We start from the raw sequence: 16,708 nt of genomic DNA, 5'->3' as shown, positions 1-16,708 counted from the left end.
GTGATGGATTCCCGCCTGCGGGAATGACGAAATTTTTTGGCGGAGGAAGCGCGATCATGAGCGAGCAGCCCGACATCGTCCTGATCCTGGCCCGCGCCGACAATGGCGTGATCGGCCGGGATGGCGATCTGCCCTGGCGGCTGCCGGCCGACCTCAGGCATTTCAAGGCGCTGACCGCCGGCCATCCGATGCTGATGGGGCGCAAGACATTCGACAGCCTGCCCGGCCTGCTGCCCGGCCGTCGCCATATAGTGCTGACCCGCGACCGGGACTGGACGGGCGAGGGGGCGGAGGTCGCCCATGATGTCGACGCGGCGATCGCGCTGGCCGACGCGCCGGTGCTGATGGTGATCGGCGGCGCGGAAATCTATCGCCTGTTCCTCGACCGGGCCGACCGGATCGAACTGACCGAGGTGCATGTCGACGCCGAAGGCGACACCCATATCGCCTATCCCGATCCGGCGGGCTGGCGCGAGACGGCGCGTGCGGATCATCCCGCGCTGGACGGGCGGCCGGCCTACAGCTTTGTGACGTTCGGGCGGAAGCCATAAACTTTCCTTCCGTTCGCCCTGAGCGAAGTCGAAGGGGCCCGTCGAGCGCAGCGAGACGCCCCCCTCCAGTTAAGTTTGGCGTTGAGGTGCACTTCGCTCCGCTCAGTGCAAGGCTTCGACTTCGCTCAGCCCGAACGGGAGGTGGTGATCGCCAATTGCCACGCCCTGTGCGTCACCCTATAGCCCCGGCCATGGAGCGGCTTACCAGCAATGCCCCGATCCCTGCGCATCTGCGCGGCGGTGTCATGGCGCTTGGCAATTTCGACGGCTTTCATGCCGGCCATCAGGCGGTGGTCGGCCGCGCGATCGCGCGTGCGCGGGCGGAGGGGCGGCCGGCGATCGTCGCCACCTTCGATCCGCATCCGATGCGCCTGTTCCAGCCCGATACGCCGCCCTTTCGCCTGACCACGCTGGACCAGCGCCAGGCGCTGTTCGCCGCCGCCGGGGCCGACGCGATGCTGGTGTTCGACTTCACCCGTGAACTCGCCGCGCTCGACCCGGCCGGCTATGTCCGTTTGCTGATGGAGCAACTGGGCGTCGCCGCTGTGGTCACGGGCGAGGATTTCACCTTCGGCAAGGGGCGCAGCGGCACCGTCGCCAGCTTCGGCGAACTGGGCCTGTCGGCCGAGGCGGTCGCGCCGGTCATGGACGCGGAAGGGGTTATCAGCTCCAGCCGCATCCGTGCCGCATTGCAGGCGGGCGATTGCGCCACTGCCACCCGCTTGCTGACGCGTCCCTTCACGATCCAGGGCTTGGTCCAGCATGGCGACAAGCTGGGCCGCACCATCGGCTTCCCGACCGCCAATATCGACCTTGGCCCCTATCTGCGCCCGGCCTTCGGCATTTATGCCGTGCGCGGGCGGCTGGCCGATGGCCGGGTGCTGGACGGCGCCGCCAATCTGGGCATCCGCCCGACCTTCGATCCGCCCAAGCTGCTGCTGGAGCCGCATTTCTTCGATTTCGCCGAAAGCCTCTATGACCAGAGCATCGAGGTGCAGTTGATCCACTATCTCCGGCCGGAGGCGAAATATGACGGCCTCGACCCGCTGATCGCGCAGATCGCACGCGACTGCGACGACGCACGGCAAATCCTTGCGGGAACGCCTTACCTCGCGTAGGGCGACGCTTCCACTTTTCCCGTTCGTGTCGAGCGAAGTCGAGACACGCGGCCGAGCGGAGCCGAGGCCCGGTTAGAGCCCTCGCTTCCCTCGGGCCGGCCCTTCGACTTCGCTCAGGGCGAACGGATTCATAAACTTGCACGGACATTCGATGACCGACCAGCCCGATTATAAAAGCACCGTCTTCCTTCCCGTCACCGACTTTCCGATGAAGGCCGGCCTCGCGCAGAAGGAACCGGCGATTGCCGCGCGCTGGGCGGCGATGGACCTTTACGGCAAGCTGCGCGAGAAGCGCGCCGGCCGCGAACGCTTCATCCTGCATGATGGCCCGCCCTACGCCAATGGCGACATCCATATGGGCCATGCGATGAACAAGGTCTTGAAGGACATCATCGTCCGCAGCCAGTCGCTGCTCGGCAAGGATGCACCTTATGTGCCCGGCTGGGACTGCCACGGCCTTCCGATCGAATGGAAGATCGAGGAGGAATATCGCAAGAAGAAGCTGAACAAGGACGAGGTGCCCGCGTCCGAGTTCCGCGCCCAGTGCCGCGCCTATGCCGACAAGTGGGTGGACGTGCAGAAGGAGCAGTTCAAGCGCCTGGGCGTGATGGGCGACTGGGCCGATCCCTATCTGACCATGAAGTTTGATGCCGAGGCGACGATCGTCGGCGAACTGCTGAAGTTCGCGGAAAGCGGTCAGCTCTATCGCGGCGCCAAGCCCGTCATGTGGTCCCCGGTCGAAAAGACCGCGCTGGCCGAGGCGGAAGTGGAATATGAGGACATCACCTCGACCCAGATCGACGTGGCGTTCGAGATCATGGAAGCGCCGAATGCGCCCGAACTGGTCGGCGCCCATGCGGTGATCTGGACGACGACGCCCTGGACGATCCCGGTCAACCAGGCTTTGGCCTATGGGCCGGAGATTGAGTACTCGATCGGCAAACTCTTTGAAGGTGAAGCAGCAGTTCTCCGCCCCGGAGAACCGATGCCGATCATTAAGGAGCGCGGTTTCTATTTGATCGCCACTCCTCTGATCGCTGCCTTTGAAGAGCGGTTCGATCGTACGTTTCATGTCCAAGGTACGATCAAGGGTTCGCAACTCGCCGGCGCCGTCGCGCGTCACCCGATGCACGCGCTGGGCGGCTTCTTCGCCAAGCCGCGTCCGTTGCTAGCGGGCGATTTCGTCACGACCGACGCGGGCACCGGCCTTGTCCATATGGCGCCCGACCATGGCGAGGATGACTTTGCGCTCTGCAAGGCGAACGGCCTGAACCCCGTCTTCGCGGTCGAGGGCGACGGCAAATATCGCGCCGACTGGCTGTGGCTGGGCGGGCAGGGGTCGGTCATCAACCCCAAATTCGTCGGCAAGGATGGCCCGATCTGTACCGACCTGCGCGAAGCGGGCGCGCTGCTCGCCGCATCGGACGATTTCAAGCACAGCTATCCGCATAGCTGGCGCTCCAAGGCGAAGATCATCTTCCGCTGCACCCCGCAATGGTTCATCCCGATGGACAAGCCACAGGAAGGCGGGATTGCCGATGTCGATGGCGGCGTGATGCCGACCCCGATCGTCACCGGCAACGGCCCGACCCTGCGCGAGATCGCGCTCGATGCGATCGAGCATACGCGCTGGGTGCCCGAGCGTTCGACCAACCGCATCCGTTCGATGGTGGAAGGCCGCCCCGACTGGGTGATCAGCCGCCAGCGCGCCTGGGGCGTGCCGATCGCGCTCTATGTCCATCGCAAGACTGGCGACTATCTTGTTGATCCGGCAGTCAATGCCCGCATCATCGAAGCGTTCAAGGGTGCCGGTGCGGATGCCTGGTTCGGCGCCGATCATCAGGCGCTGCTCGGCCCCGATTATGACCTCAATGACTATGAGGTCGTGAACGACATTCTCGACGTCTGGTTCGACAGCGGCTCGACCCACAGCTTCGTGGTCGAGGGCCGCTATGGCGAGGGCACCCGCGCCGACCTCTATATTGAAGGGTCGGACCAGCATCGCGGCTGGTTCCAGTCCTCGCTGCTGGAAAGCTGCGGCACCCGTGGCCAGGCCCCCTACAAGGCGGTGCTGACCCATGGCTTCGCGCTCGACGGTTCGGGCAAGAAGATGTCCAAGAGCCTTGGCAATGTCGTCGATCCGCTCAAGATCATGGCCGAAAGCGGTGCCGATATCCTGCGCGTCTGGGTCGCCAGCACCGACTATTTCGATGACGTCCGCATCGGCAAGGAAGTGCTGGCCGGTTCGTCCGATGCCTATCGCAAGCTGCGCAACACCTTCCGCTACATGCTCGGCGCCCTGTCCGACTATGATGAGAGCGAGGCGGTGTCCTATGCCGAGATGCCGGAGCTGGAGCGCTATATGCTCCACCGTCTGGCCCAGCTCGACGCGGAACTGCGCGCGGTGGTCGACAAGGCGGCGAAGAGCGAGAACTGGCTGGAATTCAGCCGCTACACCCGCGCGATCTTCGACTTCGCGAACAGCGACCTGTCGGCCTTCTTCTTCGACATCCGGAAGGACTGCCTCTATTGCGATGCGAAGTCGGACCCCAAGCGTCGCGCCTATCGCACCTTGCTCGATACGCTGTTCCACGCGCTGGTCCGCTATGTCGCGCCGATCATCCCCTTCACCGCTGAGGAAGTGTGGCAGAGCCGCTTCCCAAGTGACGAGGATAGCGTCCATTTCCTGGAATGGCCGGAGGTCGACCATCGCTGGATCGACAGCCATCTGAACGACAAATGGGCGGAACTGCGCGACCAGCGCGAGCAGGTCAACGAGGCGATCGAACCCTTCCGCCGCGAAAAGGTGATCCGCTCCAGCCTGGAGGCCGACGTCACCATGGGCGAATTGCTGCCCAGCGACGGTGTGAACTTCGCCGAAATCGCCATCGTCGCCCGGATCGAGATGGGCGTGGGCGACGGCATCATCGTCAAGCCCAGCGAGTGGCACAAGTGCGGCCGCTGCTGGCGCCTGCTGCCCGAGGTCGAGGAAGACGGCACGCTGTGCAACCGCTGTGACGAGGTATTGAAGGCATGAGTGCCATCAATCACCGCCCGCTGGGGCTGACGGTCGCGATCGTCACCCTCGCGCTCGACCAACTGGTCAAATATACCGTCACCTATCCGCTCGCGCTGCAGAGCCGGGCGGATGCGGGGATCGAGATATTGCCCTTCTTCCGCCTGCGCTGGCTGGAAAATCGCGGCGTCTCGATGGGTTTCTTCCATGCCGACAACGACACGATGCGCTGGATGCTGGTCGGCATGACCATGTTGATCGCCGGCTTCGTGGGTGTGTGGATGTGGCGCGAAAAGGCGCGGTCTGACGTCGCGGCGCTCGGCCTGGTGCTGGGCGGCGCGATCGGCAATATCGTCGACCGGATGCGGCTGGGCTATGTCGTCGACTATGCCGACCTGCATTTCGGCGAATGGCGGCCCTTCCTGATTTTCAACCTGGCCGACGCGGCCATCACGTTCGGCGTGCTGATCCTGCTTGCGCGGGCGCTGCTGCTGCGCGAGAAGGGCGCAAAGACGGAGACCCTGAAGTAATGCGTAAACTGATCCTCGCCGCCGGCCTTGTTGCAACCCTGTCGGCGTGCGGCGGCGGTGGTAACGGCCTGCTCAATCGTGGCCGTCCCGACGAGTTCGCTGTGACGCGCCAGGCGCCGCTGGTCGTGCCGCCTGATTTCGCGCTGGTCCCGCCCGCGCCGGGCACCCCGGCTGCTGCCACGGTCGATTCGAGCCGCGCCGCACAGGAAGCGCTGTTCGGCGGTCCGGCCCCGCGCAGCGCATCGGAAAGCGCGGCGCTGAACTCGGCCGGCCGTGGCACCGCCGCTGCCGGTATCCGCTCGCAGGCGGGTGATCCGGGCACCGAAGTGGTCGACAAGGGCGCGACCACCCGCGACATCATCGCTGCGCCGGAAGGCGACGGCCAGGACGCCCGCGCCGCCACCGGCACGCAGACGACCCCGCCGCAGCAATAATCTAGGGGGAGGGGGGCGTCTGATCGTCCCCTTCCACGAGGGCCTTGAGCCGGGCGAGCGTGCCATCCCATTGCGCGCCGACCCGGCCGAGCCAGTCCTGCGCCGCCGCAACCGCCTCCCGGCGTAGCGCGAAATGCACTTCCCGCCCTTGCTTGCGCCTGCGCACCAGCCCGGCGCCGTGCAGTACATCCAGATGCTTGGCCACCGCCTGACGGCTGATCGGCAGGCCTTCGCCCAGTTGCACGATCGACCGGCCATTGCCGTCGCCCAGCCGCGCGATGAGGCTGAGGCGCGTGGGATCACCCAGTGCCGCGAAAATCTCAGCCGGTGACATGGTCGCGGATATTCTTCACCTGTTCCGCCCAGCCGCCGTCATTGTCGCGCATGACATTGGTCCGGCGCGGTTCGGGCACCGCATCAAACCCGCTTTCTGTCACGGTCAGGCGCGTGCCGCCGTCGATCGGCTCCAGCACGAATTCCACCAGCGTCCATTCGGGCACCGGCACGCCGCTCTCCATCAGCGCCTTGTCGCCGCCGGTCGCAGGCCATTCATAGGCAAAACGGGTCATCGGCTCGATCGCCACGACCCGCGCTTCCCAGCGATATGCCTCATAGCCCGGATAGGTCATATGCCCGGTCGAGGGCTGGCCGATGGCAAAGGGCTGGTCGAGCGCGACCTGGAACCAGGTGCCGAATTGCGCATGGTCGGTCAGGGCGTCCCATACCCGCTCTACCGGCGCGGCGATGTCGATCGTCTTGATGATGCTGTCGGTCATGATAGGCAACCTCCTGATTGCCTATATGCGCCTCATGCCAGGAATATGCAACTATATGGTTGCTCTATAGTGGCCCGCCGGCGTAGCGGATCGAGGCTCGTCCGGTCGCCCGCACCGGCAGATACAGGCCCTGGCCATGGGCGCTTATCTGGCCGATTTCCGTGCTGTCCAAATTGGTGCGGATGCGGAAATGCGGGGTTTTGCGGTCGCCGATGGCGCGCCGGATCTTGCCCTTCAACTCCTCCAGATCATGGGTGAAATTCTGGCTGAGCGCGCCAGCGATGACGCTGGAAAAGGCCGGGCTGCCGGCCAGCGCGATCAGGATGTCGCCGCCAATGCCGTCGCTGGTGCCGGTCACCTGCAGATCCTCGAAATGGACCAGCGCAGAATTGGGCTGGTTGACGGGGCGGGCGGTCAGCCAGACGGTGCCATGGGTGTCTCCTACCTTGCCGCTTGCCGGACGCGCCGCGAGCGTGACGCCCACCGCAATGCGGTTGCCCGTCGTGCCATAGGCGGTCAGCTTGTCGAACCGGGCGATGATGGGGCCCAGCTTGGGCAGGTCGAACGGGCGCACGGCGCGCTTGTGCAGGGCGCGCAGGATCACCGGCTCCAGCTGCGCATAATCGGCCCGCACCGGCAGGAAGAAATGCAGCGCGTCATTGATCGGCGCACGCGCGGGCGGTGGCAGTCCGGTCGGCTGCGGATCGACCGGTCGGTCACCGACCACGGTTTCGGTCAGCGCCTCTATCCCCAGCCGGAAGCGCAGTTGGGCGCCGCTGTTGCCATAACCGTCGAACAGGAAGCGTTGCGGGGTGATGCGCATCCATACCGGCGGATCATGGTCGTTGAGCGAAAGGCTGGTGAAGGCCGCGCGCCACAGCCGCTCGATCTTGCTGCGCAGGTCGACCTTGGCCAGTTCGCGCGGCAATTGCCGTTCGAGGTCGCGGACAACGGGCGCGATCTTGCGATCCACCTTGTCGGCGAAGGTGATGCGCTGGCCGAGGAAATCGATGCCGGGCGTCTGGGTCCAGTCATAGCTGAGCTTCAGCGTGCCGTGAGGGCGCCACTGGTCATCGATGCCGAGCTGAATCCGGGCATGGGCCATGGCGTCGCCGGTGGCCGTCTCGCCCTTCAGCAATCCGGCAACGTCGCGCGCGCTGACCTGCGCATGGATCGGGATGTCAGCGATCAGGTCGCGGCCATTGCCGCGCAGGCGGATCGGTCCGCGCGTGACTTCACCGATGATGTGGCAGTCGATCGGCGGCGTCACCTTGATCTGCTTGCCGAACAATTTGACCCGCTTGGGCTGGACGCAGCGCGTGCCTGGCCGGTCGATGCGCCACAGCTGTCGCGGCATGGCGCGTTCGATCGCCTGGGCAATCAGGGCGCGGTCGATTTCCACCGGAACGCTGATGATGGAAGATGCGCTGGTTGCCGGCACGGGATCATTGGCGCGCGGCGGCGGTTCTACCACCTGTTTCTCCGAACAGGCAGCTAGCAGCGGCAGGAGCAGCAGCCAGCGATGATGTCGACCCGGCAATGCTCTGCCCAACCGCCTTCTCCCGGACATGGTCCAGCGGAAGGCAGGCTAGGGCAGTTGGGTGAGGAGGTCCAGCGCGGACCTTCAGGCCCGTGCTTCCTCCACGCCGGCGCTGTTGTGGCGCAGCGCCGTCAGCACCGTGTCGACGATCGCATCGGCATCCAGCCGCGCATCGGCATATTGCTGTTCGGGCTTGTCCTGATCCTGGAAGATGTCGGGCAGGCGCATGGTGCGGATCTTGAGGCCATTGTCGGTTAGGCCAAGATCGCTCGCCAGCGTGAGGACATGGGCGCCCAGACCGCCGATCGATCCTTCCTCGATCGTCACCGCCACCTCATGGGTGGTCAGCATCCGGCGGATCAGCGCCTCGTCCAGCGGCTTGGCGAAGCGCAGGTCGACGACCGAGGCCGACAGGCCCTTGGCCTCCAGCGTGTCGGCGGCCTTCATCGCTTCTTCCAGCCGGGTGCCGAGCGACAGGATCGCGACCTGGCGCCCTTCGCGCACGACGCGGCCCTTGCCGATCTCCAGCGCTTCGGGGACCTCCGGCATGGCGACGCCGGTGCCGTTGCCGCGCGGATAGCGCACCGCGATCGGCCCGCTGTCATGCACGGCGCAGGTATGGACCATGTGCGTCAGTTCCGCCTCGTCGGCCGCGGCCATCACGACGAAATTCGGCAGGCTGGCGAGATAGGTGACGTCGAAGCTGCCGGCATGGGTGGAGCCGTCGGCGCCGACCAGACCGGCGCGGTCGATGGCGAAGCGCACGGGCAGGTTCTGGATGGCGACATCATGCACCACCTGGTCATAGGCGCGCTGCAGGAAGGTCGAATAGATAGCGCAGAAGGGCCGCATCCCTTGCGCCGCGAGGCCCGCCGCGAAGGTCACGGCATGCTGTTCGGCGATGCCGACGTCGAAGGTCCGGTCAGGGAAGGCCAACTCGAACTTGTCGAGCCCTGTGCCCGACGGCATGGCGGCGGTGATCGCGCAGACGCGCGGGTCGCGCTGCGCTTCGGCGATCAGCGCCTGGGCGAAGACATTGGTGTAGCTGGGCGGACCCGGAGGGGCCTTGGCCTGGGTGCCGGTGATGACGTCGAATTTCTGCACGCCATGATATTTGTCGGCGGCCGCTTCGGCCGGGCCATAGCCCTTGCCCTTCTGGGTCACGACATGGATCAGGCACGGTCCTTCGGCCGCATCGCGGACATTCTCCAGCACCGGGATCAGATGTTCGAGATTATGGCCGTCGATCGGGCCGACATAATAGAAGCCCAGTTCCTCGAACAGAGTGCCGCCGGTCGCCATGCCGCGGGCAAACTCGTCGGTCTTCTTGGCCGCCTTGTGCAGCGGGCGGGGCAGCTTGCGCGCCAGCTTCTTGGCCATGTCGCGCAGGCCCAGAAACTCGCGGCTCGACACCAGCCGGGCGAGATAGGCGGACAGGCCACCGACCGGGGGCGCGATCGACATGTCATTGTCGTTGAGGATGACGACCAGACGGTTGCCCGCCTCGCGTGCATTGTTCATCGCCTCATAGGCCATGCCGGCCGACATGGCGCCGTCGCCGATCACGGCGATGCCCTTGCCCGGCTTGTCCTGCATCTTGTTGGCGACGGCAAAGCCGAGCGCCGCGCTGATCGAGGTCGAGCTGTGCGCCGCGCCGAACGGGTCATATTCGGATTCGGCGCGCTTGGTGAAACCGCTGAGGCCGCCGCCCTGGCGCAGGGTGCGGATGCGGTCGCGCCGGCCGGTCAATATCTTGTGCGGATAGCATTGATGGCCCACGTCCCAGACCAGCTTGTCGTTGGGCGTGTCGAACACATAATGGATGGCGGTGGTCAGTTCCACGACACCCAGGCCCGACCCGAGATGGCCGCCGGTCACGCCGACGGCGGCGATGGTTTCGGCGCGCAGTTCATCGGCCAGCTGGCGGAGCTGGTCGGGCTGCAGCTTGCGCAGGTCGGCGGGGATCTTGACGGTGTCGAGCAACGGCGTGGACGGATTGGACATGGGGAACTGCCTACTCGCTTTCCTGCGCCAAGTCGAACCCTGACGTCATGCAGGGGGGCGCCAAATCTTCAATCAGGGAAACGGCGCGGGTGAAACGGCTGTCCCAATCCCCGCCGACCGAAGCCCAGGTAACGCCGCTGTCGATCAGCACGTTCCGGCTGATATCGGCAAATCGCGCCCGCACTGGATCGTCGCCATAGATGCGCGTGCCATCGTCGATCCAGGCGACATCGGGTTCCAGCAGCAGATAGAGGTCGGCCTTCGGGTAGGTGAGCAGCGCGTCGGGCGCATGGCCGATCATCATCTCGGCCCAGGCCGCCGTCATCAGCGCGTCGGTGTCGGCGAACAGGCGACGGTTCGCCAGCCGCTGGCCGGCCGCAATCGTCGCGGACTGGGCGGCACCGATCAGCAGCAGGTCGGCCTCGTCCATATCGACACTGTGAACTTCGGCCTGGGCACGGCCATATTCGGGCACCCAGATCGTGTCGAAACGCCGGGCGAGCCGTTCGGCCAGCACTGACTTGCCGGTGCTTTCGACGCCATGCAGCACGATCGTCCGGGTGAAATGCGCGCGGACCGGCGGCGCGATCCAGCGCCAATGGCTCCAGGGATCGGCGCGCACGGCACTGGCGGACAGGCCGCCCAGTCCGTCCTGGTCCGCGCCCAGGATGCGGGCACCCAGCGGCACGAAGCGCCCGCCCACTTCCTGCGCCAGCCGCAGCCCATAGGCTTCGCCCGCGAACAGCAGGTCGATCGGCTCGGGATGGGCCTGTGCCACGATGGCGCGCCAGATCGGCCAGAAGTCGTCGGAGTCCTCAGGCGCCTGCGGCACGATGGCATCATGGCCGATGACCCGGCATCCCGGCGCCAATTCGCGCATCCATTGCAGCCGCAGCGGTCCTGGGATCGGATCGTCCGGCAACCAGCAGACCAGGATGGTGAGTTGATCCACCATCGCCCGCGCACTGTCGATCAGCATCTGGTGCCCGGCATGGGGCGGCATGAACTTGCCGAGCAGGAAGCCGCGGGTCATGCCGGCGCCTGGTCCATCGTGCGGCGCCAGGCGATCAGGCCCCATAGCGCGATGAAGAAGAAGATGGCGTAGAGGATCGACGTCGCGATCAGGCCGCGGCTCCAGAACAGGCCAGTGGCAAGGGCATCGACCGCCACCCACAGCACCCAGCTTTCCACCTTGCGCTGCGACTGCAATATCTGCGCGGCGACGCTCATGCCGGCGATCATGGCGTCGGCGAAGGGCGCGGCGGCATCGGTGAAGCGGGCCATGCCCATGCCCCAGGCCAGGCTGGCGAGCGCAGTGCCCGCGATCCAGGCGAGGCGGGCCGGAACGCTAAGGCGCGCCACCGCTATGCCGCCGTCGGCGACCTTCTCGCTATGCACCCAGTTCCACCAGCCATAGGCGTTGATCACCAGGAAGAAGATTTGCAGCAGCGCGTCGCTGTAGAGCTTCGCCTCGAAGAAGACGAAGAAATAGAGCGCGACCATGGCGATGCCGAACGGATAGTTCCACAGCGAACGGCGCGCCACCAGCGCGACATTGACCAGGCCGAGCGCCGCTGCGACCCATTCGATGATGGTCATGAACCGCCCGTCAGTGGCAGGCGCTACAGGTGCCGCGCACCTCGATCACTGGACGCGCCGGCGCGAATCCGGCCTTTTCCGCCACCGACCGCAGCGATCCGGTGATGGGATCATTGTCGATATGCGTCACCTGGCCGCAGCTGTCGCAGACCAGGAAGATACAGTCATGATGGCAACCGGGATGCGCGTTGGCGATATAGGCGTTCGCGCTTTCCACCCGCATCGCGATATTGTTCGCCACGAACAGGTCGAGGATGCGGTAGACGCTGTTGGGCGCGACCCGCTTGCCGCGCGCCTTGGACACAGTGTCGGCGATATCATAGGCCGATGCCGGCTTTTCTTCGGCCGCCAGTGCGTCGAAGATGGCGGCGCGCATCGGCGTCCACTGCTCATCCTTCGCCTCCAGCGTAGCCCGCGCCGCGTCGGCCAGCTTCTTGCCGGTGGGTTCCTGATGATGATGGTGCTGATGGTCTGCCATGGCGATTATCTAGGCGTCTCCTCCGGCGGCGGCAAGTGGCTGGGTCAGCCCCGCTGCCAGTAGTTGAAGGCGGCCCAGAACCAGCCGCCGATCATCATCGCGCCGCCGATCGGCGTCACTGCGCCCAGCCAGCGCGGGCACCCCAGCGCCATGGCATAGAGGCTGACGGCAAAGATCGCCGCGCCGATCAGCAGCAACAGGGCGCCGCCGCGCGTGATGCCCATGATCGTCAGGACCGCGACGGCATGGATCAACTGATAGAGGCCGCCGGTGCGCAGCCACTCCGCCGCCTGCGGGCTGGCGGCGCCATGGGCGCCAAAGGCACCGGCAGCAATAGCGAGCGCTGCCGACAGGGCGGCCAGAATGGCGATCATGCTTCTTCTCCATCTCCGCGCGCGCGCAGGCGCATGCCCCGACCGGGGCGATACATCAGATCCTTGGCCGCCAGCAAATTTCCATGCTCGATCTGCAGGGCGAGCCGCTGGCCGTCATTCTCGCGATATTGGCGCTCGACTTCCTCGACCTCTTCGGGCGGCACACCCAGCGTCTGCATCGCCTGGACGCCCATGCAGATGGCCGATTCGAACACTTCCCGCACCACGCCGGCCAGTTCGATATCCTGCATCGCCAGGATCTGGCGACGATCGAACACGCGCGCCATCAGCGCGGCCTGGGGGAAGGCCTCGGCAATGGGCTGCAAGACGCGCCCGTCCAGCGAGGGATCGTCAATGCAGAAGGCGATCAGCCGGGCTTCGTCGGCACCGGCGCGGCGGAGCAGATCGATCCGCGTGCCGTCGCCATAATAGACCTTCATGTCGAAGCGGCTCGACACCTCGATCTGGGCGGGCTTCTTGTCGATCAGCACGACGCCGAAGCCATGGCCCATCAGCATCTGGGCCACGGTCTGGCCGAACCGGCCATAGCCCACGATGATGGCGCTGCCGCGCGGCGCATCCTCCGGCCCCGGCAGGTCGTCGCGATCCTTGGGCTGGGCGAATTCGAAGCGGCGGGCAAACAGCATCAGGAAGGGCGTGGTCGCCATGGAGAAGGTGACGATCGCGCTGAACAGGCTCGCCGCCTGCGGTGCGATCAGATAGGCATTCTGCGCCTGGGCGAAGAGAACGAAGCCGAATTCACCGCCTTGGGAGAGTAGCAGGCCGGCGCTCAGCGCCTGTTGCCAGGCCATGCCGAACAGCCGGGCGAGCAGGGCGATGATCGCGGTCTTGGCGGCCACCAGCATTGCCGCCATGCCGATGACGAACAGGGGATTGGCGGCGACGGCGCGCAGGTCCAGCACCATGCCGACGGCCAGGAAGAAGAGGCCGAGCAGGATCGAACGGAACGGTTCGACGTCGGACTCGATCTCGTGGCGATAGGGCGAATCGGCCAGCATCACGCCGGCGACGAAGGCGCCAAGCGCGGTCGAGAGGTGCAGGCTGTGCATCACCGATGCGGCGGCCAGCACGGTGAACAGGCCGACCGCGACGAACAGTTCGCGCTCGCCCTGCCGACCAACCAGGTTGAGCAACGGCCGCAGGATGAAGCGGCCGGCCAGCACCAGCCCGGCGATCGCGGCGACGGTATAGCCCGCCAGCACCCATCCGGGCGGGCCGCCAGCGTCTGCCGGATTGCGGGACAGGGCGGCGACGATGGTGATCAGCGGGACGATCGAGAGATCCTGGAAGAGCAGGATCGAGAAGACCTTCTCGCCAAAGGGCGAGTTGATGCGGCCACTGGATTTGAGGCTGGGCAGCACCTGTGCGGTCGAGGAGAGGGCGAGCGGCAAGCCGAGTGCGATCGCTGCGCCCCAGGTGAAGCCGGTCGAATAGAAGATGATGGCGGTAAGGGCGAGGCCGCACAGAACGACCTGTGCCAGGCCGAGCGCAAAGATGTCGCGCTTCAGTCGCCACAGGCGCGCGGGATGGAGTTCGAGGCCGACGAGAAAGAGCAGCAGGACGATGCCGATTTCTGCAATCGCTAGCTTTGATTCCGCGCCACCGACCAGACCAAGCCCCTGCGGGCCGACGAGGGCGCCGGCGACCAGATAGCCCAGCACCGCACCCAGGCCGAAGCGGCGGAACAGCAGGACGAAGGCGACGGCGACGCCGAGCAGGATCACGCCTTCGGACAGGAGGACGTCGGTGGCCGACATGGCGGTTTCGGCGACCGGCATCAGGCGTCCGCCATCCGCGCGGCTTCGGCAATCGCTTCGAAACCAAGCCGGATCGAGGGGTGGCGCGCGGGATAGCCGCGGGCCGGCGCCAGCACTGCAAGGCCGGGCCAGAAATCCAGATCCTCGCTCTCGCCCGACAGATAGGCGGCCAGCTTGTCGCGCGCCTCTGCCAGTTCGTCAGCAGTGAGGCCGATCGCCTGCGCCGCCATCAGCGCGGCGGAGGCCTGGCCCAGGGCGCAGGCCTTCACGTCCAGGCCCATTTCGGCGAGCCTGCCGTCGGCCATGCGGACATCGGCGGTGATGCGCGAGCCGCAGGTCGGCGATCGCTTTTCCACGCTGGCCTGCGGATCGGCCAGCCGCTGGTGGTGCGGGATGCTCGCGGCGAGGCGAAGAATGTCGTTATTGTAGAGGGATGCGCTCATTGTCCCTCCATGTAGGACAGTTATGCCTGCGGGAGAAGGCGGCAAAATGGCCTAGGGGCCGCGATAGCGCAGCGCGTCGACCAAGATGCTGAACGCAGCGGCCGGCTGGCGGCGGCTGGGATAATAGAGATGATAACCGGCAAAGGGCGGGCACCAGTCCTCCAGCACCGGGATCAGCCGGTCTTCGTCGATATCCGCGCGCACCTGATCCTCCATCACGAAGGCGAGGCCGAAGCCGGCGAGGGCGGCGCGGCGGATCATCTCGATGCTGTTGAACGCCAGTTGCCCCTCCACCCGCACCCGGATTTCATGGCCGTCCTTTTCCAGTTCCCAGGCATAAAGGCCGCCGGCGCTGCGCAGGCGCAGATTGATGCAGTCATGCGCGGCCAGATCCTGGGGTGCGCGTGGCACCGGGCGGCTGGCGAAATAGGCGGGCGCGCCGACCACGATCATGCGCAGGTCCGGGCCGATGCGCACGGCGACCATATCCTTGGCGATCGCCTCGCCCAGCCGCACGCCGGCATCGAAGCGTTCCTTGACGATGTCGACAAAGCCGGAATCGATGCTCAATTCGACATGGATGTCGGGATAGCGCGGCAACAGCCGTTGCAATGCTGGCCAGATGACCGTGTTGCTGGCATGTTCGGCGGCGGTGATGCGGATGGTACCGGCCGGCCGTTCGCGCAGGTCGCCGAGCGAAGCCAGTTCGGTCGCGATGCTGTCGAGCGCCGGGCGCAGCGTGGCGGACAGGCGATCGCCGGCCTCGGTCAAGGAGACGCTGCGGGTGGTGCGGGTGAGCAGGCGCACGCCCAGGCGCGTTTCCAGCCGCCTTATGGTATGGCTGAGCGCGGACTGCGACGTGCCGAGCAGCGCGGCCGCTCGGGTGAAATTGCCGGTGTCGGCGACCATCAGGAAGGCGTTGAGGTCGACCAGCTCTTCGCGCCGCATTCATGAACTCCGGATATAAAGTCTTGCCGCTTTTATGATCTAATCCGCCACTTGGCGACAGCCTATCTTCCGTTCGGACATCAAATCGGAGTGACCGCTATGGAAAAGCGACTTTTGGGCAAGAGCGGGCTGGAGGTTTCGGCCATTGGCCTGGGCTGCATGGGCCTCAACTTCGGCTATGGCACAGCCGTCAGCCAGGATGAAGGGATCAAGCTGATCCGCGCAGCTGTCGACTTCGGTGTCACCTTCTTCGACACCGCGGAGGTCTATGGCCCCTATACCAACGAGGAAATGGTCGGCGCCGCGCTGGCGCCGGTGCGCGACCAGGTGGTGATCGCCACCAAGTTCGGCTTCGACATCGGCGCCGGTCTTGGCGCGCTCAACAGCCGGCCGGACAATATCCGCGCGGTGGCGGACGCCTCGCTCAAGCGGCTGGGTGTCGAGGTGATCGATCTTTTCTACCAGCATCGCGTCGATCCGGCCGTGCCGATCGAGGATGTGGCGGGAGCCGTCAAGGACCTGATCGCCGAGGGCAAGGTCAGGCATTTCGGCCTGTCCGAGCCGTCGGCCGCGACGGTCCGCCGCGCCCATGCGGTGCAGCCGGTCGCCGCGCTCCAGAATGAATATTCGCTCTGGACCCGTGGCCCGGAAACCAACGGCATCCTTGAAACCTGCGAGGAACTGGGCATCGGCTTCGTGCCCTACAGCCCGCTCGGCAAGGGCTTTCTGACCGGCGCGATCGGCAAGGATACCGCACTGGCCGAGGGCGATTTCCGCAACAGCCTGCCGCGCTTTGCCGCCGAAGCGCGGGAGAAGAACCTGGCGCTGGTCGACCTGCTCAAGGGCATCGCGGCCGAGAAGGACGCGACCCCGGCACAGATCGCGATCGCCTGGCTGCTGGCGCAGAAGCCCTGGATCGTGCCGATCCCCGGCACGACCAAGCTGCACCGGCTGGAGGAAAATCTGGGCGCGGCCAAGGTCGAACTGAGTGACGCCGACCTGAGCCGGATCCGTGCGGCGGCCGATGCCATCCCGGTGGAGGGCGAGCGCTACCCGCCGCATCTGCTCGAAATCGTCGGGCGCTGACGACAGGATGGGCCGGGGCGTTTCCCCGGCCCA

At 65.9% G+C, this 16,708-nt stretch carries 17 protein-coding genes; 6 read left to right on the top strand and 11 right to left on the bottom strand.

Annotated elements, in window-relative coordinates; all coding sequences use genetic code 11:
- Positions 1 to 56: 56 nt before the first annotated feature.
- From A0U87_RS01665 to A0U87_RS01645, 5 genes are all read left to right on the top strand, one after another.
- On the top strand, positions 57 to 551 hold the full coding sequence (locus tag A0U87_RS01665; RefSeq protein ID WP_048936686.1) for a dihydrofolate reductase: 495 nt from the start codon (positions 57 to 59) through the stop codon (positions 549 to 551).
- Between the two features lie 191 nt (positions 552 to 742).
- Positions 743 to 1,669 carry a bifunctional riboflavin kinase/FAD synthetase gene (locus A0U87_RS01660; RefSeq protein WP_048936589.1) on the top strand — a complete coding sequence of 309 codons (927 nt, stop codon included), beginning with the start codon at positions 743 to 745 and terminating at the stop codon, positions 1,667 to 1,669.
- 151 nt (positions 1,670 to 1,820) lie between these two features.
- On the top strand, positions 1,821 to 4,706 hold the full coding sequence (gene ileS, locus A0U87_RS01655; protein WP_048936588.1) for an isoleucine--tRNA ligase: 2,886 nt from the start codon (positions 1,821 to 1,823) through the stop codon (positions 4,704 to 4,706).
- Complete coding sequence (gene lspA / locus A0U87_RS01650; RefSeq protein ID WP_004212370.1) at positions 4,703 to 5,215, top strand: signal peptidase II; 513 nt, start codon at positions 4,703 to 4,705, stop codon at positions 5,213 to 5,215. The genes ileS and lspA overlap by 4 nt, the downstream gene beginning before the upstream one ends.
- On the top strand, positions 5,215 to 5,649 hold the full coding sequence (locus A0U87_RS01645) for a DUF3035 domain-containing protein (RefSeq protein WP_004212371.1): 435 nt from the start codon (positions 5,215 to 5,217) through the stop codon (positions 5,647 to 5,649). The genes lspA and A0U87_RS01645 overlap by 1 nt, the downstream gene beginning before the upstream one ends.
- Position 5,650: 1 nt before the next feature.
- Here the strand turns inward: A0U87_RS01645 and A0U87_RS01640 are convergent, their stop codons facing one another.
- The 11 genes from A0U87_RS01640 to A0U87_RS01590 all read right to left on the bottom strand — a co-directional run bounded on the left by A0U87_RS01640 (position 5,651) and on the right by A0U87_RS01590 (position 15,589).
- Entirely contained in the window at positions 5,651 to 5,983 is a 333-nt protein-coding gene (locus A0U87_RS01640) for a metalloregulator ArsR/SmtB family transcription factor (protein WP_048936587.1), read from the bottom strand.
- A complete protein-coding gene (locus A0U87_RS01635) occupies positions 5,970 to 6,425 on the bottom strand; it encodes an SRPBCC family protein (protein ID WP_048936586.1) in 456 nt (151 codons plus the stop codon). Before A0U87_RS01635 ends, A0U87_RS01640 begins: the two co-directional genes overlap by 14 nt.
- A 64-nt stretch (positions 6,426 to 6,489) precedes the next feature.
- Positions 6,490 to 7,899, bottom strand: coding sequence for a DUF4403 family protein (locus tag A0U87_RS01630; protein WP_240700490.1), 1,410 nt, complete (start codon positions 7,897 to 7,899; stop codon positions 6,490 to 6,492).
- A gap of 150 nt (positions 7,900 to 8,049) precedes the next feature.
- A complete protein-coding gene (gene dxs / locus A0U87_RS01625) occupies positions 8,050 to 9,969 on the bottom strand; it encodes a 1-deoxy-D-xylulose-5-phosphate synthase (RefSeq protein ID WP_048936584.1) in 1,920 nt (639 codons plus the stop codon).
- A 10-nt stretch (positions 9,970 to 9,979) separates the two neighbouring features.
- Complete coding sequence (locus A0U87_RS01620; protein WP_048936685.1) at positions 9,980 to 11,002, bottom strand: AAA family ATPase; 1,023 nt, start codon at positions 11,000 to 11,002, stop codon at positions 9,980 to 9,982.
- Positions 10,999 to 11,568 (bottom strand): nicotinamide riboside transporter PnuC, encoded by a 570-nt coding sequence (pnuC, locus tag A0U87_RS01615; RefSeq protein ID WP_048936583.1) that lies wholly within the window; start codon positions 11,566 to 11,568, stop codon positions 10,999 to 11,001. The genes A0U87_RS01620 and pnuC overlap by 4 nt, the downstream gene beginning before the upstream one ends.
- Positions 11,569 to 11,578: 10 nt before the next feature.
- A complete protein-coding gene (locus tag A0U87_RS01610; RefSeq protein ID WP_048936582.1) occupies positions 11,579 to 12,046 on the bottom strand; it encodes a transcriptional repressor in 468 nt (155 codons plus the stop codon).
- A gap of 44 nt (positions 12,047 to 12,090) precedes the next feature.
- On the bottom strand, positions 12,091 to 12,420 hold the full coding sequence (locus A0U87_RS01605) for a DUF423 domain-containing protein (RefSeq protein WP_048936581.1): 330 nt from the start codon (positions 12,418 to 12,420) through the stop codon (positions 12,091 to 12,093).
- Positions 12,417 to 14,219, bottom strand: coding sequence for a cation:proton antiporter (locus A0U87_RS01600; RefSeq protein ID WP_048936580.1), 1,803 nt, complete (start codon positions 14,217 to 14,219; stop codon positions 12,417 to 12,419). The genes A0U87_RS01605 and A0U87_RS01600 overlap by 4 nt, the downstream gene beginning before the upstream one ends.
- Positions 14,219 to 14,641 carry an iron-sulfur cluster assembly scaffold protein gene (locus tag A0U87_RS01595; RefSeq protein ID WP_017499237.1) on the bottom strand — a complete coding sequence of 141 codons (423 nt, stop codon included), beginning with the start codon at positions 14,639 to 14,641 and terminating at the stop codon, positions 14,219 to 14,221. The genes A0U87_RS01600 and A0U87_RS01595 overlap by 1 nt, the downstream gene beginning before the upstream one ends.
- Before the next feature lie 51 nt (positions 14,642 to 14,692).
- Positions 14,693 to 15,589: a LysR family transcriptional regulator gene (locus A0U87_RS01590; RefSeq protein ID WP_137405189.1), complete on the bottom strand. Its 897-nt coding sequence runs from the start codon at positions 15,587 to 15,589 to the stop codon at positions 14,693 to 14,695.
- A gap of 99 nt (positions 15,590 to 15,688) precedes the next feature.
- Here A0U87_RS01590 and A0U87_RS01585 point away from each other — a divergent pair, with 99 nt between their 5' ends.
- On the top strand, positions 15,689 to 16,675 hold the full coding sequence (locus tag A0U87_RS01585; protein WP_048936578.1) for an aldo/keto reductase: 987 nt from the start codon (positions 15,689 to 15,691) through the stop codon (positions 16,673 to 16,675).
- Positions 16,676 to 16,708: the final 33 nt, after the last annotated feature.

It is taken from the genome of Sphingobium sp. MP9-4 (assembly GCF_005281675.1).
In the GTDB taxonomy this organism is placed as follows: Bacteria; Pseudomonadota; Alphaproteobacteria; order Sphingomonadales; family Sphingomonadaceae; genus Sphingobium; species Sphingobium yanoikuyae.
This window is presented reverse-complemented; position numbering and strand designations above follow the sequence as displayed.

What these genes read in the sequence shown, in the direction of transcription:
- A0U87_RS01610 (WP_048936582.1), bottom strand. Translation starts at nt 12,046, where the DNA reads ATGGCAGACCATCAGCACCATCATCATCAGGAACCCACCGGCAAGAAG.
- pnuC (WP_048936583.1), bottom strand. Translation starts at nt 11,568, where the DNA reads ATGACCATCATCGAATGGGTCGCAGCGGCGCTCGGCCTGGTCAATGTC.
- A0U87_RS01645 (WP_004212371.1), top strand. Translation starts at nt 5,215, where the DNA reads ATGCGTAAACTGATCCTCGCCGCCGGCCTTGTTGCAACCCTGTCGGCG.
- A0U87_RS01660 (WP_048936589.1), top strand. Translation starts at nt 743, where the DNA reads ATGGAGCGGCTTACCAGCAATGCCCCGATCCCTGCGCATCTGCGCGGC.
- A0U87_RS01635 (WP_048936586.1), bottom strand. Translation starts at nt 6,425, where the DNA reads ATGACCGACAGCATCATCAAGACGATCGACATCGCCGCGCCGGTAGAG.
- lspA (WP_004212370.1), top strand. Translation starts at nt 4,703, where the DNA reads ATGAGTGCCATCAATCACCGCCCGCTGGGGCTGACGGTCGCGATCGTC.
- A0U87_RS01590 (WP_137405189.1), bottom strand. Translation starts at nt 15,589, where the DNA reads ATGCGGCGCGAAGAGCTGGTCGACCTCAACGCCTTCCTGATGGTCGCC.
- A0U87_RS01640 (WP_048936587.1), bottom strand. Translation starts at nt 5,983, where the DNA reads ATGTCACCGGCTGAGATTTTCGCGGCACTGGGTGATCCCACGCGCCTC.
- dxs (WP_048936584.1), bottom strand. Translation starts at nt 9,969, where the DNA reads ATGTCCAATCCGTCCACGCCGTTGCTCGACACCGTCAAGATCCCCGCC.
- A0U87_RS01585 (WP_048936578.1), top strand. Translation starts at nt 15,689, where the DNA reads ATGGAAAAGCGACTTTTGGGCAAGAGCGGGCTGGAGGTTTCGGCCATT.
- ileS (WP_048936588.1), top strand. Translation starts at nt 1,821, where the DNA reads ATGACCGACCAGCCCGATTATAAAAGCACCGTCTTCCTTCCCGTCACC.
- A0U87_RS01605 (WP_048936581.1), bottom strand. Translation starts at nt 12,420, where the DNA reads ATGATCGCCATTCTGGCCGCCCTGTCGGCAGCGCTCGCTATTGCTGCC.
- A0U87_RS01600 (WP_048936580.1), bottom strand. Translation starts at nt 14,219, where the DNA reads ATGCCGGTCGCCGAAACCGCCATGTCGGCCACCGACGTCCTCCTGTCC.
- A0U87_RS01665 (WP_048936686.1), top strand. Translation starts at nt 57, where the DNA reads ATGAGCGAGCAGCCCGACATCGTCCTGATCCTGGCCCGCGCCGACAAT.
- A0U87_RS01620 (WP_048936685.1), bottom strand. Translation starts at nt 11,002, where the DNA reads ATGACCCGCGGCTTCCTGCTCGGCAAGTTCATGCCGCCCCATGCCGGG.
- A0U87_RS01595 (WP_017499237.1), bottom strand. Translation starts at nt 14,641, where the DNA reads ATGAGCGCATCCCTCTACAATAACGACATTCTTCGCCTCGCCGCGAGC.